This is a genomic window from Nonomuraea sp. NPDC049655 (assembly GCF_044465465.1).
Lineage (GTDB): Bacteria > Actinomycetota > Actinomycetes > Streptosporangiales > Streptosporangiaceae > Nonomuraea.
Window position 1 is genome coordinate 814,419 of sequence record NZ_JBITLS010000001.1, and the last position, 22,019, is coordinate 836,437.

Genomic DNA, 22,019 nt, shown 5'->3' on the forward strand with positions numbered 1-22,019 from the left:
CGGGGCGTCGCTGAAACGGGCAGCGGCCATGATCGCGTAATCTTTCATGCCATGATGGCCGACCTGGTGGCGAAGCGGGTGACGAACCTGCTGGCACCGCAAGTGCTGGTGATCGTCATGCCGCCCGCCGTGGGCCTGCTCGCCCAGGGATGGGCGGGAGCGGCCTGGGGGCTGGTGGCCTCGGCGTTCTGCGGCGGCGTGCCGGCGGCGGTGATCGCGCTCGGCGTGCGTTCGGGGCGGCTCGACTCCCACCACATCGTCGACCGGGCCCGCCGCACCGGTCCGCTGCTGGCCGCCGTGGCCGCCGTGCTGGTCGCGCTCGCGCTGCTGGTCGTGCTGGGCGCGCCGCGGCTGCTGGTGGCCACGGTGACCGCGATGCTGGTAGCCCTGGCGGTGACCGTGCCGATCACCACCCGCTGGAAGATCTCCTTCCACGCCGCGGTCTCGGCGGGCACGGTGGTGGTGCTGGCGCACGTGCTGCCCGCCGTGCCGGTGGCGATCGCCGGCGCGGCCGTGGTGGCGCTGGTGTGCTGGGCCAGGGTCCGCCTCGCCCATCACACATGGGCGCAGGTCGCGGCGGGCGCGGTCACCGGCACGCTCACCACGTGGGCGACGCTGGCGCTGTTCGGGGTCTGAGTGCCGGAATAGCCCCGCCGCCACGCGGGTTGGCCGGGACATGGATGCCACGAACCGGGGCCGGGTCCGCGTCGAGCGGTCGGCCAAGCGCGTGCGGACCTACCTGGGCGGCCGGCCGATCGCCGACACGACCCGGGCCCTGCTGGTGTGGGAAGGCCCCTTCTACCCCACCTACTACTTCCCCCTCCAGGACGTCGATGAGGCGGCGCTCAAGCCGACCGGCGCGTCCAGGCACTCCCCGAGCAGGGGCGACGCCGCCGTCCACACGGTCACCTCGGGCGCCGCGCAGGCCCCGGAGGCGGCGCTGGTCTACGGCGACTCGCCGCTGGAGGAGATCCGCGGGCACGTGCGCTTCGACTGGGACGCCATGGACGCCTGGTTCGAGGAGGACGAGGAGGTCTACGTGCACGCCCGCGACCCGTACACGCGGGTGGACATCCTGCCGAGCTCGCGGCACATCCGGGTGGAGGTGGACGGGGTCACCGTGGCCGACTCGCGCAACGCCCGCATCCTGTTCGAGACCGGCCTGCCGGCCCGCTACTACCTGCCCAAGACCGACGTACGGCTCGACCTGCTGGAGCACACCGACACCGCGACCCGCTGCCCGTACAAGGGGACGGCGGAGTACTGGTCGGTCAACGGGAAGAAGGACCTGGCCTGGTCCTACCGCACGCCGCTGCCCGAGAGCGAGCGCGTGGCGGGTCTGATCGCCTTCTACAACGAGAAGCTGGACATCTTCGTCGACGGCGAGCGCGAGGAGCGTCCGCAGACCAAGTTCTCCTGACCGAGGTCATGCGCCCTGCCGGCGCCCCGCCGCTCGGGCGGGGCGCACGCGGGCCTCAGGCGGCCGGCGACCAGTGCGGGTCGCGGCCGAGGTAGCGCAGCAGCGCGGCGACCTCGTCGCCGGAGGCGTCGTCGGGGAGCGCCGGGGCGTAGGCGCCCCACGGGCGCAGCGGGTCGGCGATCTGCCGGGCGACCTCCAGCAGCGGCCCGGCCATCTCCGGCGTCAGCGGCGAGGGCTGACCGGTGGCCACGGCGATGTCCCAGGCGTGCACGGCCGCGTCGAGCGCGCACGCCGTCGAGCCCGCCCACGGCGACATCTTGTTCGGCGGCACCGGCGTGGGCACCTCGGCGGCGTCGCGGTCGACCGCGGCCCACGCGCTGGCCGAGCGGGTCAGCGCGTCATCGAGCTCGGCCGCCGGGTCGGCGCCCGGCTCGGCGGGCGGGTCGAACGGGTTGAACGCCGGCCCGGCCTCGCCCGTGAGCGTGGCGGCGAAGCCGATCTGGTCGCCCACGGCGTGCTTGAAGACCTTGGTGACGCTCCACTCGGAGCACGGGGTCGGCAGGTCCCAGCCGCCCGCCGGGATGCCGCTGACGGCTTTGCGCAGCGCCTCGTGCGAGGCGTCCAGAACGTCCCAGCCGCTGATGATGTCGCCCATGTGGAGCTCCTTTCGAGATGACTCCATATTAGCAGAACGGAATAGTTTGTTCCACTAGTTTGCGACGGCCTTCGCGAGACCGTCGATCAGCAGGTCCAGGGCCTGGTCGAAGTCGGCGGCCGGATCGACGCCGCCGCGCGTCCAGTGGAGCAGCCGGGCGAAGTGCGGCAGGCGGACGGGGTCGAGGGCGCGGATGTAGACGCCCACCTGCTCCTCGCCCGCGTGCCGGCCGGGGGCGCCGCCGAAGCCGCCGGTGGACAGCAGCAGGGTGCCGAACACCAGGCCGTTCACGGCGGTCAGCGCCCGCCAGACGCCCAGGTCGTCGAAGCCCGCCGCGTACAGCGTGCCGACCAGGCCGTCGAGGGTCCGCAGGGCGTGCGGCGAGGTCGGGTTGGACCGGTCGGTCGCCAGCGCCAGTGGGACCACCGGATGGCGGCTGAACGCCCGGTGCATGTTGCGTGCCGTCGCGCGCAGCTGCTCCTGCCACGGCAGCTCCGGGTCGGGCGGCTCCATCTGGCGGAACACCAGCTCCACGATGCCGTCGACCAGGTCGGCCTTGTTCGAGACGTGGTTGTAGAGCGACATCGCCTCGACGCCCAGCACCTTGGCCAGCCGCCGCATCGACAGGCCGTCGAGGCCCTCGTTGTCGGCCAGCTCCAGGGCTGCGGCCAGCACTTTGTCCCGGTTCAGCGGCTCGCGCCGTGCCATCGGCTCTCCCTTCGCGCTTGACAGAGCTTACGGTGTACGTGCTCTACTTACGACGTAAGCATACGGCGTAAGTAAGGAGTCGGCATGACCGACGTGATCATCGTGGGCGGCGGGCCGGTCGGGCTGCTGCTGGCCTGCGAGCTCCGGCTCGGCGGCGCGCGGCCGCTGGTTCTGGAGGCGGCCACCGGCGCGGAACGTGTGAGCCGCAGCCTCGGCCTGCGTTCGCTCAACGCCCGCACCCTGCACTCGCTGGAGCTGCGCGGGCTGGTGGAGCCGCTGGCCGAGGCGCAGTGGCGGATGCTCGACGAGCTGGCCGCAGGCCCCGAGCCGGACCGCTCCGACATGGTCGGCATGATGACCGAGCTGCTGCGGAAGGGCGTGATGCGCGGCCACTTCGCCGGCCTGCCGTTGCTGGCGCAGGACGGCACGGCCGAGTACGTCATGCTCAAGCAGCACCGGATCGAGGCCGTGCTGGCCGCGCGGGCCGCCGAGCTCGGCGTGCCGGTCCGGCACGGCCGCGCCGTCGTGGACGTCACCGCGCACGCCGACCGCGTGGTGGCCACCCTGGCGGACGGCGAGCGCGTCGAGGCCGCCTACCTGGTGGGCTGCGACGGCGGGCGGAGCCTGGTGCGCAAGCGGTCCGGGTTCGCCTTCTCCGGCACGCCCGCCACCATGACCGGCAGGACGGCCGTGGCCACGCTGACCGGCCCAGGGGTGGTCGGCTCGTCCCTGCGCAGCCCGGGCGGGCTGGTGAACCTGTCGCTGGTGCCCGGAGAGATCGCGACCATCGAGTTCGACGGCGGCCCCGGCGACGCGTCCTCCGGGCGGGACGCGCCGGTGACCGCCGAGGAGCTGGCGGGCAGCCTGCGCCGGGTGACCGGGGAGGACGTCGGGGTCGCCCGCCTGGAGGCCGGCGTCCGCTACAGCGACAACACCCGGCACGCCGACTCCTACCGCAACGGACGCGTCCTGCTGGCGGGGGACGCCGCCCACGTGCACTCGCCGATCGGCGGCCAGGGACTCAACCTGGGGCTGCAGGACGCCGTCAACCTGGGCTGGAAACTGGCGCTGGTCGCCCGCGGCGCGGCCCCGGAGAGCCTGCTGGACACCTACACCGGCGAGCGTCACCCGGTGGCGGCCCGCGTGCTGCGCAACACCCGCGCCCAGGTGGCGGCGATGCGCCCGGGAGCCCAGGTGGACGCGCTGCGCGAGGTGCTGGCGGAGGTGATGGCGCTGCCGGACGCCGAGCGCCACTTCACCCGCATGGTCGAGGGCACCGACGTCGACTACGCGCCCGCCGCGCCCGACCCCCGCGTGGGCCGCTTCACCCCGTCCCTGACCGCCACCCCGCTGCCGGACGCGCAAGCCGCGACGGCGGAACAGGCCGGGCGGCCGGTCGCGGAGCTGCTGCGGGACGGGCGGGGGCTGCTGCTCGACCTGTCCGGCGGCGCGGGCGCGTCGGCCGACGCTCTGGCGGGGCACCGCGACCGCGTGCGCCCGGCCGTGGCCGACATGCCCCAGGCCGGTGGCGGGTCGCTGCTCGTCCGTCCCGACGGTTACGTCGCCTGGGCGGGCGGGAGCGGTCTGGAGGACGCGCTGACCGCCTGGTTCGGCCCGGCGGCCCGAGGGCGTCGCCGGGCCGGGACGGTCAGGTGAGCAGGCGGGTCAGCACGCGGGTGCCGAACTCCAGGCCCTCCACCGGCACCCGCTCGTCCTTGCCGTGGAACATGCCGAAGTAGTCCAGATCGGGCCGGAGCATGAGCGGGGCGAAGCCGTACCCCTGGATGCCGATGGTGGCGAAGGACTTGGCGTCGGTGCCGCCGCTCATCACGTACGGGACCGGCCGCGCCTGCGGATCCTCGGCCACCAGCGCCCCCGCCAGCTCGTCGAAGAACGCCGACGGGTACGGCGCGGCGGGCGCCTCCTCCAGGTTCACGAACTCACGGGTGATCTTCGGCCCGAGCAGCTCGTCGATCGTCGCGAGGAACTCCTCCTGCAGGCCCGGCAGGTACCGGCCGTCCACGTGCGCCGAGGCCGTCGAGGGCACCACGTTCACCTTGTAACCGGCCGCCAGCATCGTCGGGTTCGCCGAGTTGCGGATCTGGCCGTGGAACAGCTCGCCGAGCGCGCCCAGCCGGTCGGCCTCGGCGTCCAGCCGGTCCAGGTCGATCGGCCGGCCGGTGATCTCCGACAGGCTCTCCAGGAGCGCGGCGACCGACGGCGTCAGGCGTACCGGCCACTGGTGCGCGGCGACCCGCGACAGGGCGTGGGCCAGCGTGGCGACGGGGTTGTCCACGGCGGGCCGCGAGCCGTGGCCCGCCACGCCGTGGGCGGTCACCTTCATCCAGGCGGTGCCGCGCTCGCCGACGGCGATCGGGTAGACGCGCCGCCCGCCGGCCTCGACGCTGAAGCCGCCCGACTCGCTGATGGCCTCGGTGACGCCGTCGAACAGGTGCCGGTGCTCGGTCACCGCGTACCGGGAGCCGTGGTCGCCGGTCGCCTCCTCGTCGGCCAGGAAGGCCAGCACCAGGTCCCGCTTAGGCCGCACGCCGCGCGCCGCCATGTCCAGCACGGCCGCGAGCGTCATCGCGCACGAGCCCTTCATGTCCACCGCGCCCCGGCCGTACACGCAGCCGTCGGTGATCTCGCCGGAGAACGGGTGCATCCGCCACTCGGCGGGGTCGGCCGGCACCACGTCCAGGTGGCCGTGGACGAGCAGCGCGTCGGAGGAGTCGCCGTCGATCCTGGCCACGACGGTCGTGCGCCGGGGTTCCGACTCGAACACCACCGGCTCCAGCCCCGCGTCGGCCAGCAGCGTGGCCACGTACTCGGCCGCCGGGCGCTCGCCCGAGCCCGGGTTGGTGGTGTCGAACCTGATCAGGTCCGAGCAGATCTCGGCGACGCTCTTCACGCTCTCCCCTTCAGCGTCAGCGGCGGCACGCCGGGCGTCTCCAGGTCGAAGATCAGCCCGTAGAAGGCCAGCTCGGCCTCCAGCACCGCCACGATGGTCTCTTCCCTGCGCCAGCCGTGCTGCTCGCCGGCGAAGGTGAGCAGAGCCCACTGTTTGCCGTGCTTGTCCAGTTCGGCGGTGAATCGCTCGGCCTGGCTCACGTCCACGATCGCGTCCTCCAGACCGTGCAGCATGAGGCATGGGCCCGATGCCCGGGCCGCGTTCAGGAGCGGCGAGCGGTCGGTGTACCGCTGCCGCGTCTCGGGCAGCGGGCCCACCAGGCCGTCGAGGTAGCGCGACTCGAAGTCGTGCGTCTCGGCCGCCCAGCTCTCCGGGTCGGTGATCGCGTAGTGCGCGACGCCACCCGCGAACACGTCGCTGTGCACCAGCGCGGCCACCGTGGTCCAGCCGCCGGCGCTGCCGCCCCGGATCGCGATCCTGGCCGCGTCCGCCAGGCCGAGCTGCACCAGCCCGCGCGCCACCTTCGCGCAGTCCTGGACGTCCACCACGCCCCACTGGTGCCGCAGCCGCTCGCGGTAGGCCCGGCCGTAACCGGTGGAGCCGCCGTAGTTCACCACGGCCACGCCGATCCCTCTGCTGGTGAAGTAGGCGACCTCCAGGTCCAGCACGACCGGCGTGTTCCCGGTCGGGCCGCCGTGCACGAAGATCACGTACGGCGCCGGCCCGGCGACCCCCGCCGGCGGGTGGAGATGGGCGTGCACGCCCTCGATCGTCACCGCCTCCGGGGTGGGCAGCAGCGCCCGGTCCGGCAGCGGCTTGGGGGCCGAGACGACCTCGTGCCCGCCGGTGGCGAGATCGACCAGCGTCACCTCCAGCGGCGTGTACGGCGTCGCCCCCACCGCCACCGCCTTGCCCCCGGCCGCCGACACCGTCGAGGCCCAGTACGTGTGCCCGTCCCCGCCGATCTCCCGCAGGCCGCCCGTCGCCGGGTCCAGCACGCCCAGGCGGCGGTGGTCGGCGGTGCCGTACACGACGACCAGCTGCTCGCCCGCCGGGGCCAGGCAGGCCAGGCCCGGCTTCCAGGCCGCCGCGCCGAACTCCAGCTCCACGGGGGTGAGGTTGCGCGAGGGGGAGCCGTCGAGGTGCACGAGGTGCACGTTCCACCAGCCGGTCGGGTCGGTGACGGCGTACAGGGACTCCTCGTCGCGCCACTCGGCCTGCGTCACCGACTCCTCGGGGCCGCCGGCCACGACCCGGTGGGGGCCCGCGACGCCGTCCGGGGACAGGTCGGCCACGCACAGCTCGGTGCCGTCCCAGGGCATGTCGGGGTGGTTCCAGCCGATCCAGGCGATCCGGGTGCCGCCGGGGGAAAGGCGGGGGTTCATCAGGAAATGGTGGGCGCGGGCGACGACCCTGAGCGGGCCGCCGTCCAGGGGGACCGCGACCAGGTCGCGCGCGTCGTCGATCTCGCGGACCGCCCACACCTCGTCGCGGCCGGGCGGCAGGTAGAGGTCGCCGTACCGGGCCGGGCCCTCGGGCGTCAGGGCGACCGGCTCGGCGGCCGTCCCGGGGGCGGCGTCCAGGCGGTAGAGCCGCTGGTCGGCCCAATGGGTGAAGACCAGGCCGCCGCCCGGCAGCGGGCGCCAGGAGCGGCCGCCGTACTCGACCAGGCGGTTGCGGGCGTTCCAGCCCTGAGGCAGCGCGTCGGCGCGCGAGCCGTCGGGCAGGCGGCGCACCACGCAGCGCCTGCCGCCCTCGTGCGGGCGCGGCTCGTCCCACCACACCTCCACGCCCTCGGGCGTGGCGACGGCCTCCACCCACTGGGGGCCGCCGTCGGTACGCGCCACATCGATCGGTCGAATACTCATGAAAGATCACCAATTGCCGTTGGTACAGGGAGGCAGCGGGTGCCCGGGCGGATGGAGGACGTACACGATGCCGCCGCTGCCCGAGCTCCTCAGCCACACGTTCTCGAACGCTGCCCGCGGGTAGATCCGCCGAACCTCGCCGTCCGCGGGCGCGGCGGGGTCGTTGACGACGACGTCGCCCGCGGCGGTGAAGCCGGTGACGACGAGGATGTGGCCGTTCGTGGAGTAGCCGGAGCCGGGCAGCTCATGGGCCCGGAACGACAGCGAGGCGATCACCGGGATCCCCGCCAGCACGAACGCCTCCAGCTCGGCCGCCGACAGCAGCCTGGTCACGAAGCCGGTCAGCCCGTAACGCCCGGCGTAGGCCACGTTGAACGGCCAGTTCCCGGTGCCCTGGTAGCTGTCGTCGTAGGTGCCCATGGCCGCGTGGTCCACCGCCGGTGCGGGGTCGTCCGCGCCCACCCAGGCCAGCTCGCCGGGCTCGGGGCCGCGGCCCCAGAAGGCCAGCACCATCGCCACCGAGGCGGGGCTGCACCAGTTCGCGCCGCCGCCGTCCCAGCGCGGGTGGTGCCCGGCGTGCGCGTACTGGGAGTGGCCGGGCACGTCCAGCTCGACGTGCCCGGCCACCCCTGGCGCGCTCACCGTGACCGGACGCTGCGGCAGGGCCGAGGCCAGCACGCCGAGAGAGGTCATCCGCGCGCCCTCGCCGCGCGCGGTGACCCTCAGCTGGAACGCCACGACCGGCCGCCTGGCCACGAACGTGTCCACGGCCACGTCGCCGTCCTCGTCGCCCTGGCCGGGCACCGAGGTGCGCGGCCCGTGCTCGGACCACCGGCCCATGACGTACCACTTGGTCAGCGTGCCCGCCCCGGTCCTGGCCCGCAGCTCCACCTCGACCCCGCCGCCGGGCGGGGTGCGCGCGGTCCACGAGGGCACGAGCTGGGTGGCCGCGAAGCCGACCCGGTGTTCCTCGCTGGTCCACGTGCCTCCGGGCACGGTGAGACGGGTGAAGGCGACGCGCGCCAGATCGACGGTGAGCACCAGCCATATTGTGGTTTCACACCCGGTGTCGCACATCGGTTGGTTTACGTACCAGCCCGGACGTGCCCCCGGCGCGCGGACGCCGGGGACGCGCGTGGCGCCCCCGGCGGAGCCGGATCAGAGGTAGAGACCGGTGGACTCGTCCGTGCCCGCCGGGGCGATCGCGCGGCCGGCGCGCAGGGCGTACAGCTCGGCGAGCGTCGCCCCCGAGGCGCCCACGCCCTGCGACGACCCCAGCCAGGCGACCGCCTCGTCTCTGGTCAGCGGGCCCACCTCGATCTGCGCCAGGCACCGGCCCGGACGGATGACGGCCGGGTGCAGGCGGGTCAGGTCTTCGTTCGTGGTGATGGCCACCAGCACGTCGCGGCCCTGGCCGAGCAGGCCGTCGGTGAGGTTGAGCAGCCGCGACAGCCCCTGCCCCGCCTGGGCCTTGGCGCCCGAGCTGATCAGCTCGTCGCAGTCCTCCAGCACCAGCAGCCGCCACCGCTGCGTGTCGTCGTCGGTGTCGTAGCCGACCGCCACCTCCATCAGGTAGCCCGGGTCGTTGAACAGCCGCTCGGGGTCGAGCACGCAGTCGACCTGGCACCAGTCGTGCCACTGCTTGGCCAGGGTGCGCAGCAGCGTGGTCTTGCCGGTGCCCGGCTGGCCGTGCAGCAGGATGAGCCGGCCGTTGACGTCGGCGGGCGTGGTCGCCATCAGGCGGCCGAGCGCCGGGCGCACCTGCGCCGAGTAGTTCGTGCCGATCTCGTCCCACGGCTGGGCGGTGATCGGCTTCTCCGACCGGTTGCCGCCGTGGGAGCCGCGCCACCAGAAGCCCATCTCGACGTGGTCGGCGTCGGGCATCGGCTCCTCGGCGCCGTCGATGCTCTCCTTCAGCACCGAGGCGGCCAGCTCCTCGCTCACCGCCGTCACGCTCACCGTGGCGGTGCGGTTGCGGTGCCGCACGACCCGCAGCGTCCAGCCCTCGCCGCAGATGAGCCGCGACTCCGAACCGTCCTCCACCTGCGCGGTGCGCAGCATCCGGCCCTCGGCCGGCTGCAACCGGGCGTCCGGACGTACGCGCTCCAGATTGGCCAGCTTGGACCAGGGCTGGACGCCGGTCGCGAACGGCGACAACGCCAGGGCGTCGATGACGTCGATCGCTGAGTCGGCGTCGTCGATCCAGATGTTCATCGGCAGCTCGGACGAGGAGTCCGCGCTGGGGAACGGCACCTCCCTGATCACAGACATAGGTAAAGGATCTCCTTCGTGGGCTCGGATGTCGAAGGGTTATACGAGTGGTTCGGTCACTTTTTGCCGAGATCGCCGGTCTGGGTGACCATGCCCAGGCCGGGCACGTCCCGCCAGGTGTAGGTGAGAGTGTCGCCTTCAAGCTCCAGCCAGACAGTACCCGGGATGCAGCCGCCCGTGGACGTCCCGAGGGAGAAAGTCAGCCGGTCCGGGCGCACCTCGGTCAGGGTGATCGTGGCGGCGCAGTCGACCTGGGAGTCCTTCTCCGTCCAGGCCGCCCGCGACTGGCCGGCCTTCAGTTCCACCGTGTTCTCGGCGCCGTCGGGGTCGAGCGGGTTGGTGGTGTCGGTGTGGCCGGACCAGGTGCCGGCGAAGGCGGCCGGGATCTTCAGATCGCCGGTGCCGCCAGGGGTCGCGGTGGCCGGCGCCGTGGCCGTCCCGGAGGTCGCGGCGGGTGTGGCGGGGCCGGTGGCCGTGGCCGGCGGGGTGGAGAGGGCGGCGGCGGCCGTGGACGGCGGCGGGGTGGACTGGATGGCGGTCGAGCCGGGCGTGCGGGTGGTCAGCAGGACCACGCCGCCGGCCACGGCCAGGGCCAGCAGGGCCGCTCCGGCGCCGACGAGGGCGCGGCGTCCCCGATTTCGGGCCGCGCGGCTCTCGCGCGTGTCGGCCGCCCTCGCGTCCCTCAGAGCCCGCGCTCCCGGCCCCGGTGCCGCTCCTGCTCCCGGTCCTGTGGCCGGGGTGGGGGAGACCAGGGTCATCAGGAGGGCGGCGGCCGTCGGGCGGTGGGCGGGGTCCTTGGCCAGGGCGCCGGCGACCGGCCCGCGCAGCCGGGGCGGGAGCGCCGACAGGTCGGGCTCGGCGTGCAGCACCCGGTGCAGCACCGCCGGCACGGTGTCCGCCCCGAACGGGCTGACCCCCGTGGCCGCGTAGACCATCGTCGCCCCCCACGCGAACACGTCGGAGGCCCCGGAGGCGGGCGAGCCCGCGATCTGCTCCGGCGACAGGTACGCGGGCGTGCCGACCAGCCCCGAGGTGTGCGTCGCCGCCCCCTCGGCCCTGGCGATGCCGAAATCCACCACCCGCGGCCCGTCCGGCCCGAGCAGCACGTTGGACGGCTTGAAGTCCCGGTGGACGACCCCGGCCGCGTGGATGGCCGCCAGCGCGGTGGCCGTGCCGACCGCCAGGCGTTCCAGCTCCCCGCCGCGCAGCGGGCCGCGCCCGGCGACGTTCCCAGCGGTGTTCCCGGCGGTGTTCCCGGCGGCGTTCCCGGCGGCGTTCCCGGCCACCCGGTCGGCCAGCGAGGGCCCGTCCACGAACTCGCTCACCACGTACGGCCGCGAGCCCCGCGTCGAGACGCCGAGCACGCGGGCCGTGCAGAAGGAGGCGATCGACTCCAGCGCGTCGAGCTCGCGCGCCAGCCTCGCCCGGGTCTCCTGGTCACCGGCGTTGAGCAGCTTGACCGCGACCGGCTCCCCGGAGGCGGAGTGGGCCAGGTAGACCACGCCCTGCCCGCCCTCGCCCAGACGCCCGGCCAGCCGGAAATCGCCCAGGAACGCCGGATCGTCCGGTGTGAGGGGGATCACCATGGCGGCTACGTTACCGGTCGCCATGCGGAAGCCAAGATCGCCCGGTACCTTGTGACGTCGGTTTAAATCACTCCTTACACGGAGGTATCGGGGAAGTGTCGAGGATCACGGTCCGCGAACGGGCGCGGTACTGGTTCGACAACACCATGTCCAGGGGGACGGCCTCGCTCATCGGCTGGCTCGCGGTGGTGTCGGTCGCGCTCATCCTCGTGGTGGCCGCGCTCACGCTCTGGCTCGCGCCCGACGAGCCCGACGGCGTCAGCGGCCCAGGGCAGGTGCTGTGGGTCGCCCTCATGCACGCCCTCACCCCCAGCAAGGTCGCCAGCGACAAGGGCTCGTTCGGCTACATGACCGTCATGTTCGCCGGATCGCTGGGCGGCATCTTCATCGTCAGCATGCTCGTCGGTCTGCTGTCCAACGGCCTCAAGCAGAAGGTGGACCGCCTGCGCAGAGGCCGCTCGCGCATCGTCGAGTCCGGCCACACCGTGGTGCTCGGCTGGTCCGACCAGATCTTCACGATCGTCACCGAACTCGTCAAGGCGCACGCCAGCCAGAAGAACTCGGTCATCGCCGTCCTGGCCGACCGCGACAAGCTCGCCATGGAGGAGGACATCCGCGAGCACGTCGGCGACCTCGGCAGGACCCGCCTGGTCTGCCGCACCGGACGTCCCACCGAGCCGCGCGACCTCGGCCTGATGAACCTCACCGCCGCCAGGTCCGTCGTCGTGCTCTCCCCCGAGGGCGAGGACCCCGACGCGCACGTCATCAAGATCCTGCTCGCCCTGGCCAAACGGGACGGCTCACACCCGCCCGTGGTCGCCGCCCTGGCCTCCGCCCGCAACCTGGCCGCCGCCCGGCTGGCCGGCGGCGAGGACGTGCACCTCGTCGACTCCGACGACACCGCCTCCCGGCTGATCGTGCAGTCCTCCCGCCAGTCCGGCATGTCCGTCGTCTGCATGGACCTGCTCAACTTCGACGGCGGCGAGATCTACCTGCGCGCCGACGAGGAACTGGTCGGCGCCACCTACAGCAAGGCCCTGCACGCCTACGAGACCGCCGCCGTCATCGGCTTACGCGGCCCGGCCGGCGTCGTGCTCAACCCGCCCATGGACACCGTCATCACGGCCAAGGACCAGGTCGTCGTCATCGCCCACGACGACTCCCACATCACCCTCGCCACCGGCGAGCCCCCGATCGACGAACAGGCCGTCACCACCGCCGCCGCCCCGCCGCCCGAGCCCGAACGCACCCTCCTGCTCAACTGGAACGGCCGCGCCGAACAGATCGTGCGCTACCTGGACGGCTACGTCTCCACGGGCTCGGTCCTGGACATCGCCGCCGACCACCCCAAGGCCGGCACCGGCCTGACCGGGCTGCGCACCCTCACCGTCAACGTCAAGGACTGCGACACCACCGACCGGTACGCGCTGGAATCCCTCGGCGTCGGCCTCTACCAGCACGTCATCGTCCTGTCCGACGACCGCTTCGACCCCCACCACGCCGACACCCGCACGCTCATGACCCTGCTCCAGCTCCGCGACATGCAGAGCACGCTCGGCGAGCACTACTCGATCGTCAGCGAGATGCACGACGAGGGCAACCGGGCGCTGGCCGAGGTCACCGAGGCCGACGACATCGTCATCAGCGACACCGTCATCGGCCTGCTGCTGGCCCAGCTCGCCGAGAACCGGCACCTCGCCGACGTGTTCGGCTACCTGTTCGACTCGCACGGCTCGGAGATCTACCCCCGGCCCGCCGCCTCCTACGTCCGGACCGGCGCCGAGGTCACCTTCGCCACCATCGTCGAGGCGGCCCGGCGCAGGGGCGAGACCGCGATCGGCTACCGCGACAACGTCTCCAGGAACGTCCCGCCGCACTACGGCATCGTGCTGAACCCCGCCAAGAGCGACACCGTCGTCCTCGGCCGGGGGGACTCGGTGATCGTCCTGGCCGAACGCTGACCCCCGGCCCGGCCCAGGCCGGTGGGCTACCGTGTGCGGCGTGAGGACCATCGACTGGGCCGGCGACGCCGTCGAGCTCGTGGACCAGACCCTGCTGCCCGGCCGGTGCGTGCGGCTGCGAGTCGAGACCGTGGCCGAGCTCGTCGCGGCGATCAGGCGGCTGGCCGTGCGCGGCGCCCCCGCGCTCGGCGTGGCCGGCGCGCTCGGCGTCGTCCTCGCCGACGGCGACCTCGGCCAGATCGCCGAACTGCGCGCGGCCCGCCCGACCGCCGCCAACCTGGCCTGGGGCGTCGACCAGGCCGCCGCCCACCTGGACGAGGGCCGGCAGGCGGTCCTGGCGGCCGCGCTGCGGATCCGCGACGACGACATCGCCGCCTGCCTGGCCATGGGCGAGCGCGGCGCCGCCCTGCTGGAGGGCGACCGGCTGCGGATCATGACGGTGTGCAACACCGGCGGCCTGGCCGCCGTCGAACGCGGCACCGCCCTCGGCGTCGTCCAGACCCTGCACGAACGCGGCCGCCTGGCCGAGGTGCTCGCCCTGGAGACCCGCCCGCTGCTCCAGGGCGCCCGGCTCACCACCTGGGAACTGGCCAGGATGGGCGCGCCGCACCGGCTGGTCGCCGACTCGGCGGGGCCGTACCTGCTGGCCAAGGGCGAGGTGGACGCGGTGCTCATCGGCGCCGACCGCATCGCCGCCAACGGCGACACCGCCAACAAGATCGGCTCGTACGCGCTCGCGCTCGGCGCCGAACGGGCCGGAGTGCCGTTCATCGTGGTCGCGCCCGAGTCCACCATCGACCCCGCCACCCCGACCGGCGACCACATCGAGATCGAGGACCGCGACCCCGAGGAGATCCTCACCGTCGGAGGTGTACGCCTGGCCCCCGAGGGCACACAGGCGCTGAACCCCGCGTTCGACGTGACGCCGCACGATCTGATCACCGCGATCGTGACCGAACGGCGGGTGATCAGACCGTGAAATAGCGCGATCCCCGGACCTGCTCACCTCGCTGGCGTTACGCTCGGTCGTCCCGATATCTACTCTCGGAGAGCACTCGTGGACATCGATCTGGTGTTACGCCGCGACTGGCAGGCCCGCGCGCCCCGCGGCTCCTACACCCAGCTTGACTCGACCAAGGGCGTCAAGGTCCACTACACCGGCGGCCGGGTCGAACCCGCCATCGTGTCCGACCACGCCGGCTGCGTCTCCCTCGTGCGATCGATCCAGGCGTACCACATGGACGGCAACGGCTGGATGGACATCGGCTACAGCTTCGTCGCCTGTCCGCACCGGAAGGTGTTCGAGGGGCGGGGGCTGCATCATCTGCCGGCGGCCAACGGTCCCGGGCTCAACTCCGGTCACTACGCCGTGCTCGCGCTGGTCGGCAACGCCGGGCTCGTGCAGCCGCCCGACGCGATGCTGGACGCCGTCCTCGACGCCGTCCAGTACGTGCGCGACCGGGGCGGCGCCGGCAAGGAGATCAAGGGCCATCGCGACGGCTACTCGACCGACTGCCCCGGCGACCCCCTGTACGCCTGGATCAAGCGCGGCGCGCCCCGCCCCGGCGGCGGCACCACCCCGCCGCCGCCCAAGGGCGCGCCGCCCTTCCCCGGCCGGTTGCTGAAGTACCCGCCGGTCATGGAGGGCGAGGACGTGCGCACCTGGCAGCGGCAGATGCACAAGCGCGGCTACGACCTGACCGTCGACGGCGCGTACGGCGCCCGCTCCCGCGACGTGTGCCGCAAGTTCCAGCGCGAGCAGGGCGTCGAGGACGACGGGATCGTGGGCCCGCTCACGTGGAGGCTGGCCTGGGAGGCGCCGACGGCTGACGGGTAACCCCCGGATTACTGCGGCGGCCGGGCAGCGCCTACTATCCGTTGCATGGAACTGGCAGCGGGCTTTCCTCCCACCACTCGCGACGACTGGCGGAGGCTGGCGGTCGAGGTCCTGCGCAAGTCCGGGGTCGAGGCGGGCTCGCCCGAGGAGGCGCTGTCCAGCCCGACCTACGACGGCGTGCCGGTCATGCCGCTCTACGACGCGGGCGACCTGCCGGGCGATCCGGGGCTGCCGGGCGCGCCGCCGTTCACGCGGGGGGCGCGGGCGCGGCCCGGCTGGGACGTCCGGCAGCGGCACGCCGTGGCCGACCCCGAGGCGGTGCTGGCCGATCTGGAGAACGGCGTCACCTCGCTCTGGCTGGTCGTCGGCGACGGCGCGATCCCGGTGGGCGCGCTGCCCGCCGTGCTGAAGGACGTCTACCTCGACCTGGCCCCGATCGTGCTGGAGGCGGGGGAGCACACGCGGGAGGCCGCCGAGGCGCTGTTCGGCCTGGCCGCCGCGCAGGGCGTCACGCCCAGCGGCAACCTGGGCGCGAGCGGCGTCGAGGGGGCGGAGCTGGCCGGGCGGTGCGTCGCGGTCCCAGGGTTGCGCGCGGTCATGGTCGACGCCACGCCGTACCACGACGCGGGCGCCGCCGACGCCGAGGAACTGGGCTGCTCGATCGCGCGGGGCGTGGCCGAGTTGCGCGCGCTCACCGGCGCCGGCCTCACGGTTGAGCAAGCGCTAGGCCAGATCGACTTCCGGTACGCCGCCACCGCCGACCAGTTCGCCACCATCGCCAAGCTGCGCGCGGCGCGCCGGTTGTGGGCCAGGGTGGCCGAGGTGTGCGGCGCCGCCGAGCACGGCGGCCAGCGCCAGCACGCCGTCACCAGCGCGGCCATGATGACCGCCCGCGACCCCTGGGTGAACATGCTGCGCACCACGCTGGCCTGCTTCGCGGCGGGCGTCGGCGGGGCGGAGGCGGTCACCGTGCAGCCGTTCGACGCCGCGCTCGGCCTGCCCGACGCCTTCTCCCGGCGCATCGCCCGCAACACGCAGTCGCTGCTGCTGGAGGAGTCGGGGATCGGGCGGGTGGCCGACCCCGCCGGCGGCTCCTGGTACGTCGAGCGCCGCACGGCCGACCTGGCCGAGCGTGCCTGGGCGTGGTTCCAGGAGATCGAGGCCGCCGGAGGCGTGGCGGCCGCCGGGGAGCTGATCGAGCGGCGCGTCGCGGCCACCCGGGCCCGCCGCGACGACGACATCGCCCACCGCCGCTTCCCGATCACCGGCGTCAGCGAGTTCCCCGATCCCGGCGAGAAGCCGCTGCGCCGGCCGCCCGCCTCCGCCGGGCGGCCCGTGGCCCGCTACGCCCAGGAGTTCGAGGCGCTGCGCGACGTCGCCGACGCCCTGCCCGAGCGTCCGAAGGTGTTCCTGGCCACCATCGGCCCGGTCGCCGCGCACACCGCGCGGGCCTCCTTCGCCGCCAACCTGTTCCACGCCGGCGGCCTGGCCACCGAGACCGCCGGGCCGGGCGCCGACCCCGAGCAGATCGCCACCGCCTTCGCCGTGAGCGGCGCCGCCGTCGCCTGCCTGTGCTCCACCGACAAGCTGTACGCCCAGCACGCCCGCGCCGTGGCCGCCGCCCTGCGGCACGCGGGGGCGAGACGCGTCTGGCTGGCGGGGAAGGGAGACTACGAGGGCGTGGACGCCTGCCTCTACGCGGGGTGCGACGCGCTCGCCGTGCTCCGTCAGACGTTCGAGGACCTGGAGGTGCTGCGATGATCCCCGACTTCTCGGGCGTCCCGCTCGGGCCGGGGGCCGGCTCCGGCGCGGCGGCCGTCCCCGGGGGCGAGGTGTGGGAGACGCCCGAGGGCATCGGGGTCAAGCCGCTCTACACGGCCGCCGACCTCGACGGGCTCGACTTCCTGCGCACCTATCCCGGCGTGGCCCCGTACCTGCGCGGGCCCTACCCCACCATGTACGTCAACCAGCCCTGGACGATCCGCCAGTACGCGGGCTTCTCCACGGCCGAAGACTCCAACGCCTTCTACCGGCGCAACCTGGCGGCCGGGCAGAAGGGCCTGTCGGTCGCCTTCGACCTGGCCACGCACCGGGGCTACGACTCCGACCACCCGCGCGTGGCCGGCGACGTGGGCATGGCCGGGGTGGCGATCGACTCCATCTACGACATGCGGCAGCTCTTCGACGGCATCCCGCTCGACCGCATGTCGGTGTCGATGACCATGAACGGCGCGGTGCTGCCCGTGCTCGCGATGTACATCGTGGCGGCCGAGGAGCAGGGCGTCGCGCCGGAGGAGCTGGCCGGGACCATCCAGAACGACATCCTCAAGGAGTTCATGGTCCGCAACACCTACATCTATCCGCCGGCCCCTTCGATGCGCATAATCTCGGATATTTTCGCTTACACGAGCGAAAAGATGCCGAAGTTCAACTCGATCAGCATTTCTGGGTATCACATCCAGGAAGCCGGGGCGACCTGCGACCTCGAACTCGCCTACACCCTCGCCGACGGCGTCGAGTACCTGCGCGCCGGGATCGCCGCCGGGATGGACGTCGACCGGTTCGCCCCCAGGCTGTCGTTCTTCTGGTGCATCGGCATGAACTTCTTCATGGAGGTCGCCAAGCTGCGCGCCGCCCGGCTGCTGTGGGCCAAGCTGGTGTCGCGGTTCGGGGCGGCCAACCCCAAGTCGCTGAGCCTGCGCACGCACAGCCAGACCTCCGGCTGGTCGCTCACCGCCCAGGACGTCTTCAACAACGTCGCCCGCACCTGCGTCGAGGCCATGGCCGCCACCCAGGGCCACACCCAGTCGCTGCACACCAACGCCCTCGACGAGGCGCTCGCGCTGCCCACCGACTTCTCGGCCCGCATCGCCCGCAACACCCAGCTCCTCCTGCAGCAGGAGTCGGGCACCACCCAGGTCATCGACCCCTGGGGCGGCTCCTACTACGTCGAGCGGCTCACCCACGACCTCGCCGAGCGCGCCTGGGCCCACATCGAGGAGGTCGAGGCGGCCGGCGGCATGGCCAGGGCCATCGAGGCGGGCCTGCCCAAGCTGCGCATCGAGGAGGCCGCGGCCCGTACCCAGGCGCGCATCGACTCCGGCCGCCAGCCGGTCATCGGGGTCAACAAGTACCGCGCCGCCGACGACGAGCCCATCGAGGTGCTCAAGGTCGACAACAGCGCCGTACGCGCCCAGCAGCTCGACAAGCTGGCCCGTCTCCGGGCCGAGCGCGACGGCGAGGCCGTGCAGCGCGCGCTCGACGCGCTCACCAAGGCCGCCGAGAACCCCGCGCCTGGCCTCGACGCCAACCTGCTCAAGCTCGCCGTGGACGCCGCCCGCGCCAAGGCCACCGTCGGCGAGATCTCCGACGCCCTGGAGCGGGTGTTCGGCCGGCACGCCGAGCAGGTGCGTACCATCTCCGGTGTGTACCGCGACGAGTCAGGCAACGCCGAGGCCATCGAGCGCGTCCGCCTGGCCTGCGCCGACTTCGAGCGGGACGAGGGCCGCCGCCCGCGCATCCTGGTCGCCAAGATGGGCCAGGACGGCCACGACCGGGGCCAGAAGGTGATCGCCACCGCCTTCGCCGACCTGGGCTTCGACGTCGACGTCGGCCCGCTGTTCCAGACGCCGGAAGAGGTGGCCAGGCAGGCGGTCGAGGCCGACGTGCACATCGTGGGCGTCTCGTCGCTGGCGGCCGGGCACCTCACGCTGGTGCCCGCGCTGCGGCGCGCCCTGGCCGACCTCGACGCCGCGGACATCATGATCGTGGTGGGCGGCGTCATCCCGCCGGGCGATCACGACGAGCTGCGCGCCGCCGGCGCCGCCGCCATCTTCCCGCCGGGCACGGTGATCGCCGACGCCGCCCTCGACCTGCTCCGGACGCTCTCCGGCCGCCCGTGACCCTTCGGGCGGCTCGCCCGGGTCAGGGGGCGTCGTCGCAGATGGTGACGGCGACGGTGCGCTGACGGGTGACCGGCGCGGTGATCCGCAGCGTGACGCTGTGGGGGCCGGCGGTCGTCAGCGCGGTCGGCGAGGTCAGGTGGCGGGGGGCGTCCTCGGCGACCGTGGCCGAGGAGCGGGTGGTGACCGTGCCGTCGACGATCCAGGTGTACCGGAGGGTGACCGGGTCGCCGGTCCTGGTCACCGCCGCCTGGAGCCGTACCGTGCCGTCCCAGCAGTCGCCGTTCCTGGTGCCGCCGGACGGACGCAGGGAGGCCAGGGTGAGACGGTCGGGGGCCGGGGTGGCGCCGGAGGTGCTCTCGTCCTGCGGCCCGGGGACCGGTGTGCGGGTGTGTCGTGGGCGTCGGGTGGGGGAGGTCGCGGCGCCGGGGGTGCGCGCGGGGGTGGGGGCGGTGGTCACGTCGGCCACGTGGGTCGCCTTGGGCGTGGGCGTCGAGGGAGTGAGCCACACGATCGCGCCCGACAGCACCAGCACGGACACCCCGGAGACCCCGGCCACCATCGCCGTCTTCACCCGCCGCCGCACCTTGACCTTGGGCGCGGTTCCCGGCGTGGCGGCCTGCGGGGCGGGGACCTGTGGGGCCGGGACCTGTGAGGTCGGCGGTCCCCCGTGGGGGAGGGGCGGCGTGCCCGCGACCAGACGCAGTCCGGTGGTCCCCGACGCGACCCCCGGCCCTGCGGCGGGTGCGGGGCGGGTCGGTGTTCCGGCGGGCGTCGGGCGGGTCGGTGTTCCGGCGGGTGCCGGGCGAGGCGAGGAGCCGGCGGGTGCCGGGTGGGGGGAGGGGCCGGAGGTGGGGGCGGGGATGGTGAGCAGGTGGCGGAGGACGTCGGCCATGGGCGGGCGGCGGGCGGGGTCCTTGGCCAGGCAGGCGAGGACCACGCCGAGCAGTGGTTGCGGCAGGTCGCCGGTGCGGGGTTCGTCGTGCAGGATGCGGTTGATCACCGCCGGCAGCGAGTCCTCGCCGAACGGCGGCATCCCCGTCGCCGCGAAGACGATCACCGACGCCCACGCGAACACGTCCGCGGGCGCGCTCGCCTCCCGTCCCGAGAGCTGCTCGGGCGCCATGTACGCGGGCGTGCCCGTGATGGCGCCGGTCGCGCTCACCCCCGTCCCGAACGCCGCCGAGACGCCGAGGTCGGTCACCCGCGGACCGTCCGGCCCGAGCAGCACGTTGGACGGCTTGAAGTCGCGGTGCGCGACGCCCGCCCGGTGCGCCTCGGCCAGCGCCGTCGCGGTCGTCACCGCCAGCCGCCGCAGCTCGTCCGCGCCGCGCAGGGCGCCGGCGTCCTGGAGGGAGGGCCCGTCCACGTACTCGGTGACGACGTACGGCCGGCCCCTGACCGAGGCGTCCAGCACCCGCGCGACGCAGGACGGCTCCACGGCACGGGCGGCGGCGATCTCCCTGGCGAACGGCTCACCGGCGGTGACGCCCTCGGCGAGCACCTTGACGGCCACCGGACCGCCGTCGCGCCCGCGGGCGAGGTAGACGACACCGTGGCCGCCCGCGCCGAGCCGCCCGGCCAGCCGGTAGGGTCCCACCGCCGCCGGGTCGCCCTCGCGGAGGGGTTCGACGTTGGGCATGAGGGGAGTGACTCCTGTGACGGCTGTGATCAGAACTCCAGCACCTTACTGGCAAATAACCGGACTTGTCAGAAGTTAGGCTGATCAATGAGAAGAAAGGGGTGAACCGCGTGCGCTCGCTGGAGGACTACGCCCAAGGCGTACGGGCAGGCTCCCGTACGTGGATCGCCCGCGCGATCACCCTGGTCGAGTCGACCAGACCGGACCACATGGCGCTGGCCCAGCGGCTGCTCGTCGAGCTCACCCCGCTGTCCGGCCGGGCCCGCCGGGTCGGCGTCTCGGGCGTGCCCGGAGTGGGCAAGTCCACCTTCATCGACGCGCTCGGCACGTACCTCACCGGCCAGGGGCACCGGGTGGCCGTGCTGGCCGTCGACCCCTCCTCGACCAGGACGGGCGGCAGCATCCTCGGCGACAAGACCCGGATGGCCCGGCTGTCGGTCGATCCGGCCGCGTTCATCCGCCCGTCGCCGACCTCCGGCACGCTCGGCGGCGTCACGAAGGCGACCAGGGAGGCCATGGTCGTGGTGGAGGCCGCCGGGTTCGACGTGGTGCTGGTCGAGACCGTCGGGGTCGGGCAGTCGGAGACCGCCGTGGCCGACATGGTGGACACGTTCCTGCTGCTCACCCTGGCCCGTACCGGCGACCAGCTCCAGGGGATCAAGAAGGGCGTGCTGGAGCTGGCCGACGTGATCGCGGTCAACAAGGCCGACGGCGAGTACGAGCTCGCGGCCAGGAAGGCGGCCAGGGAGCTGGCCGGAGCGCTGCGCATGCTCCGCTCGGACGCCGGGCCGCCGCCCGTCCTGACGTGCAGCGGGCTCACCGGCGACGGCCTGGAAGAGCTGTGGCGGCGCATTCTGGCCCATCAGGACTCGCTGGACCTGGCCGCCAAGCGCCGCCGTCAGCAGGTCCAGTGGACCTGGACGCTGGTCCGCGACCGCCTGCTCGCCGAGCTGCGCCACGACCCCGAGGTGGCGGCGATCACGGCGGAGGTCGAGCGGGAGGTGCTGGCGGGGGAGCTCACCCCCGCGCTCGCCGCCGACCGCCTGCTGTCGGTGTTCAAGCGGCTCTGACGTCCGGCTGTGGCTGTTCGAGTGGCTCTGACGTCCGGCTGTGGCTGTTCAAGCGGCTCTGACGTCCGGCGGCGGGCGCCGGGAGCTCTCCACTCCCCGGAGGAACAGACTTGCGCCCGGGGGAGAAATATCCCCATCCACAGCGTCATCTCCGATCCGACGGCTTGAGCGGGACATGTCACGATGTC

17 protein-coding genes are annotated in these 22,019 nt (G+C 73.6%); 9 read left to right on the plus strand and 8 right to left on the minus strand.

All coding sequences use genetic code 11. The features are described from left to right. The first annotated feature begins 51 nt into the window (after positions 1–51). Both ACIBQ6_RS03750 and ACIBQ6_RS03755 read left to right on the plus strand, forming a co-directional pair. Positions 52–636 carry a hypothetical protein gene (locus ACIBQ6_RS03750; protein WP_358293300.1) on the plus strand — a complete coding sequence of 195 codons (585 nt, stop codon included), beginning with the start codon at positions 52–54 and terminating at the stop codon, positions 634–636. Positions 637–676: 40 nt separating this feature from the next. Next, positions 677–1,420, plus strand: coding sequence for a DUF427 domain-containing protein (locus ACIBQ6_RS03755; RefSeq protein WP_397210074.1), 744 nt, complete (start codon positions 677–679; stop codon positions 1,418–1,420). A gap of 55 nt (positions 1,421–1,475) precedes the next feature. Here ACIBQ6_RS03755 and ACIBQ6_RS03760 read toward each other — a convergent pair whose 3' ends face one another. Both ACIBQ6_RS03760 and ACIBQ6_RS03765 read right to left on the minus strand, forming a co-directional pair. Then, positions 1,476–2,075 (minus strand): TIGR03086 family metal-binding protein, encoded by a 600-nt coding sequence (locus tag ACIBQ6_RS03760; protein ID WP_397210077.1) that lies wholly within the window; start codon positions 2,073–2,075, stop codon positions 1,476–1,478. A 54-nt stretch (positions 2,076–2,129) separates the two neighbouring features. Then, positions 2,130–2,783 carry a TetR/AcrR family transcriptional regulator gene (locus ACIBQ6_RS03765; RefSeq protein WP_397210079.1) on the minus strand — a complete coding sequence of 218 codons (654 nt, stop codon included), beginning with the start codon at positions 2,781–2,783 and terminating at the stop codon, positions 2,130–2,132. Positions 2,784–2,867: 84 nt separating this feature from the next. Here ACIBQ6_RS03765 and ACIBQ6_RS03770 point away from each other — a divergent pair, with 84 nt between their 5' ends. After that, a complete protein-coding gene (locus tag ACIBQ6_RS03770; protein ID WP_397210081.1) occupies positions 2,868–4,439 on the plus strand; it encodes an FAD-dependent monooxygenase in 1,572 nt (523 codons plus the stop codon). Here the strand turns inward: ACIBQ6_RS03770 and ACIBQ6_RS03775 are convergent. From ACIBQ6_RS03775 to ACIBQ6_RS03795, 5 genes are all read right to left on the minus strand, one after another. After that, a complete protein-coding gene (locus ACIBQ6_RS03775) occupies positions 4,432–5,694 on the minus strand; it encodes a M20/M25/M40 family metallo-hydrolase (RefSeq protein ID WP_358293280.1) in 1,263 nt (420 codons plus the stop codon). The two genes, ACIBQ6_RS03770 and ACIBQ6_RS03775, sit on opposite strands and share 8 nt — an antisense overlap. Then, complete coding sequence (locus tag ACIBQ6_RS03780) at positions 5,691–7,562, minus strand: prolyl oligopeptidase family serine peptidase (RefSeq protein ID WP_358293278.1); 1,872 nt, start codon at positions 7,560–7,562, stop codon at positions 5,691–5,693. The genes ACIBQ6_RS03775 and ACIBQ6_RS03780 overlap by 4 nt, the downstream gene beginning before the upstream one ends. Before the next feature lie 6 nt (positions 7,563–7,568). Next, positions 7,569–8,603, minus strand: coding sequence for a C39 family peptidase (locus tag ACIBQ6_RS03785; protein ID WP_397210084.1), 1,035 nt, complete (start codon positions 8,601–8,603; stop codon positions 7,569–7,571). Positions 8,604–8,720: 117 nt separating this feature from the next. Further along, positions 8,721–9,833: a DUF5925 domain-containing protein gene (locus tag ACIBQ6_RS03790; protein ID WP_358293268.1), complete on the minus strand. Its 1,113-nt coding sequence runs from the start codon at positions 9,831–9,833 to the stop codon at positions 8,721–8,723. Positions 9,834–9,889: 56 nt separating this feature from the next. Next, positions 9,890–11,419, minus strand: a complete 1,530-nt coding sequence (locus ACIBQ6_RS03795; protein ID WP_397210086.1) for a serine/threonine-protein kinase — start codon at positions 11,417–11,419, stop codon at positions 9,890–9,892. A 95-nt stretch (positions 11,420–11,514) separates the two neighbouring features. On the opposite strand from ACIBQ6_RS03795, the gene ACIBQ6_RS03800 reads away from it, so the two are divergent. The 5 genes from ACIBQ6_RS03800 (at position 11,515) to scpA (ending at position 19,119) form a co-directional block, all read left to right on the plus strand. Beyond that, entirely contained in the window at positions 11,515–13,380 is a 1,866-nt protein-coding gene (locus ACIBQ6_RS03800; protein WP_397210088.1) for a potassium transporter TrkA, read from the plus strand. Positions 13,381–13,420: 40 nt separating this feature from the next. After that, complete coding sequence (mtnA, locus tag ACIBQ6_RS03805; RefSeq protein ID WP_352328327.1) at positions 13,421–14,359, plus strand: S-methyl-5-thioribose-1-phosphate isomerase; 939 nt, start codon at positions 13,421–13,423, stop codon at positions 14,357–14,359. Positions 14,360–14,437: 78 nt separating this feature from the next. Next, positions 14,438–15,217 carry an N-acetylmuramoyl-L-alanine amidase gene (locus ACIBQ6_RS03810; RefSeq protein WP_358293265.1) on the plus strand — a complete coding sequence of 260 codons (780 nt, stop codon included), beginning with the start codon at positions 14,438–14,440 and terminating at the stop codon, positions 15,215–15,217. Positions 15,218–15,262: 45 nt separating this feature from the next. Further along, positions 15,263–16,978, plus strand: a complete 1,716-nt coding sequence (locus tag ACIBQ6_RS03815; protein ID WP_397210091.1) for a methylmalonyl-CoA mutase family protein — start codon at positions 15,263–15,265, stop codon at positions 16,976–16,978. Further along, positions 16,975–19,119, plus strand: a complete 2,145-nt coding sequence (scpA, locus tag ACIBQ6_RS03820) for a methylmalonyl-CoA mutase (RefSeq protein ID WP_397210093.1) — start codon at positions 16,975–16,977, stop codon at positions 19,117–19,119. The genes ACIBQ6_RS03815 and scpA overlap by 4 nt, the downstream gene beginning before the upstream one ends. A gap of 22 nt (positions 19,120–19,141) precedes the next feature. Here the strand turns inward: scpA and ACIBQ6_RS03825 are convergent, their stop codons facing one another. Beyond that, positions 19,142–20,761 (minus strand): protein kinase, encoded by a 1,620-nt coding sequence (locus ACIBQ6_RS03825; protein WP_397210095.1) that lies wholly within the window; start codon positions 20,759–20,761, stop codon positions 19,142–19,144. 101 nt (positions 20,762–20,862) lie between these two features. Between ACIBQ6_RS03825 and meaB the strand changes: the two genes are divergently transcribed. Next, positions 20,863–21,831, plus strand: a complete 969-nt coding sequence (meaB, locus tag ACIBQ6_RS03830; RefSeq protein ID WP_397210097.1) for a methylmalonyl Co-A mutase-associated GTPase MeaB — start codon at positions 20,863–20,865, stop codon at positions 21,829–21,831. Positions 21,832–22,019: the final 188 nt, after the last annotated feature.

Coding starts and splice junctions, on each gene's coding strand:
- ACIBQ6_RS03750 (WP_358293300.1), top strand. CDS start 52: ATGATGGCCGACCTGGTGGCGAAGCGGGTGACGAACCTGCTGGCACCG.
- ACIBQ6_RS03755 (WP_397210074.1), top strand. CDS start 677: ATGGATGCCACGAACCGGGGCCGGGTCCGCGTCGAGCGGTCGGCCAAG.
- ACIBQ6_RS03760 (WP_397210077.1), bottom strand. CDS start 2,075: ATGGGCGACATCATCAGCGGCTGGGACGTTCTGGACGCCTCGCACGAG.
- ACIBQ6_RS03765 (WP_397210079.1), bottom strand. CDS start 2,783: ATGGCACGGCGCGAGCCGCTGAACCGGGACAAAGTGCTGGCCGCAGCC.
- ACIBQ6_RS03770 (WP_397210081.1), top strand. CDS start 2,868: ATGACCGACGTGATCATCGTGGGCGGCGGGCCGGTCGGGCTGCTGCTG.
- ACIBQ6_RS03780 (WP_358293278.1), bottom strand. CDS start 7,562: ATGAGTATTCGACCGATCGATGTGGCGCGTACCGACGGCGGCCCCCAG.
- ACIBQ6_RS03790 (WP_358293268.1), bottom strand. CDS start 9,833: ATGTCTGTGATCAGGGAGGTGCCGTTCCCCAGCGCGGACTCCTCGTCC.
- ACIBQ6_RS03795 (WP_397210086.1), bottom strand. CDS start 11,419: ATGGTGATCCCCCTCACACCGGACGATCCGGCGTTCCTGGGCGATTTC.
- ACIBQ6_RS03815 (WP_397210091.1), top strand. CDS start 15,263: ATGGAACTGGCAGCGGGCTTTCCTCCCACCACTCGCGACGACTGGCGG.
- scpA (WP_397210093.1), top strand. CDS start 16,975: ATGATCCCCGACTTCTCGGGCGTCCCGCTCGGGCCGGGGGCCGGCTCC.
- ACIBQ6_RS03825 (WP_397210095.1), bottom strand. CDS start 20,761: ATGCCCAACGTCGAACCCCTCCGCGAGGGCGACCCGGCGGCGGTGGGA.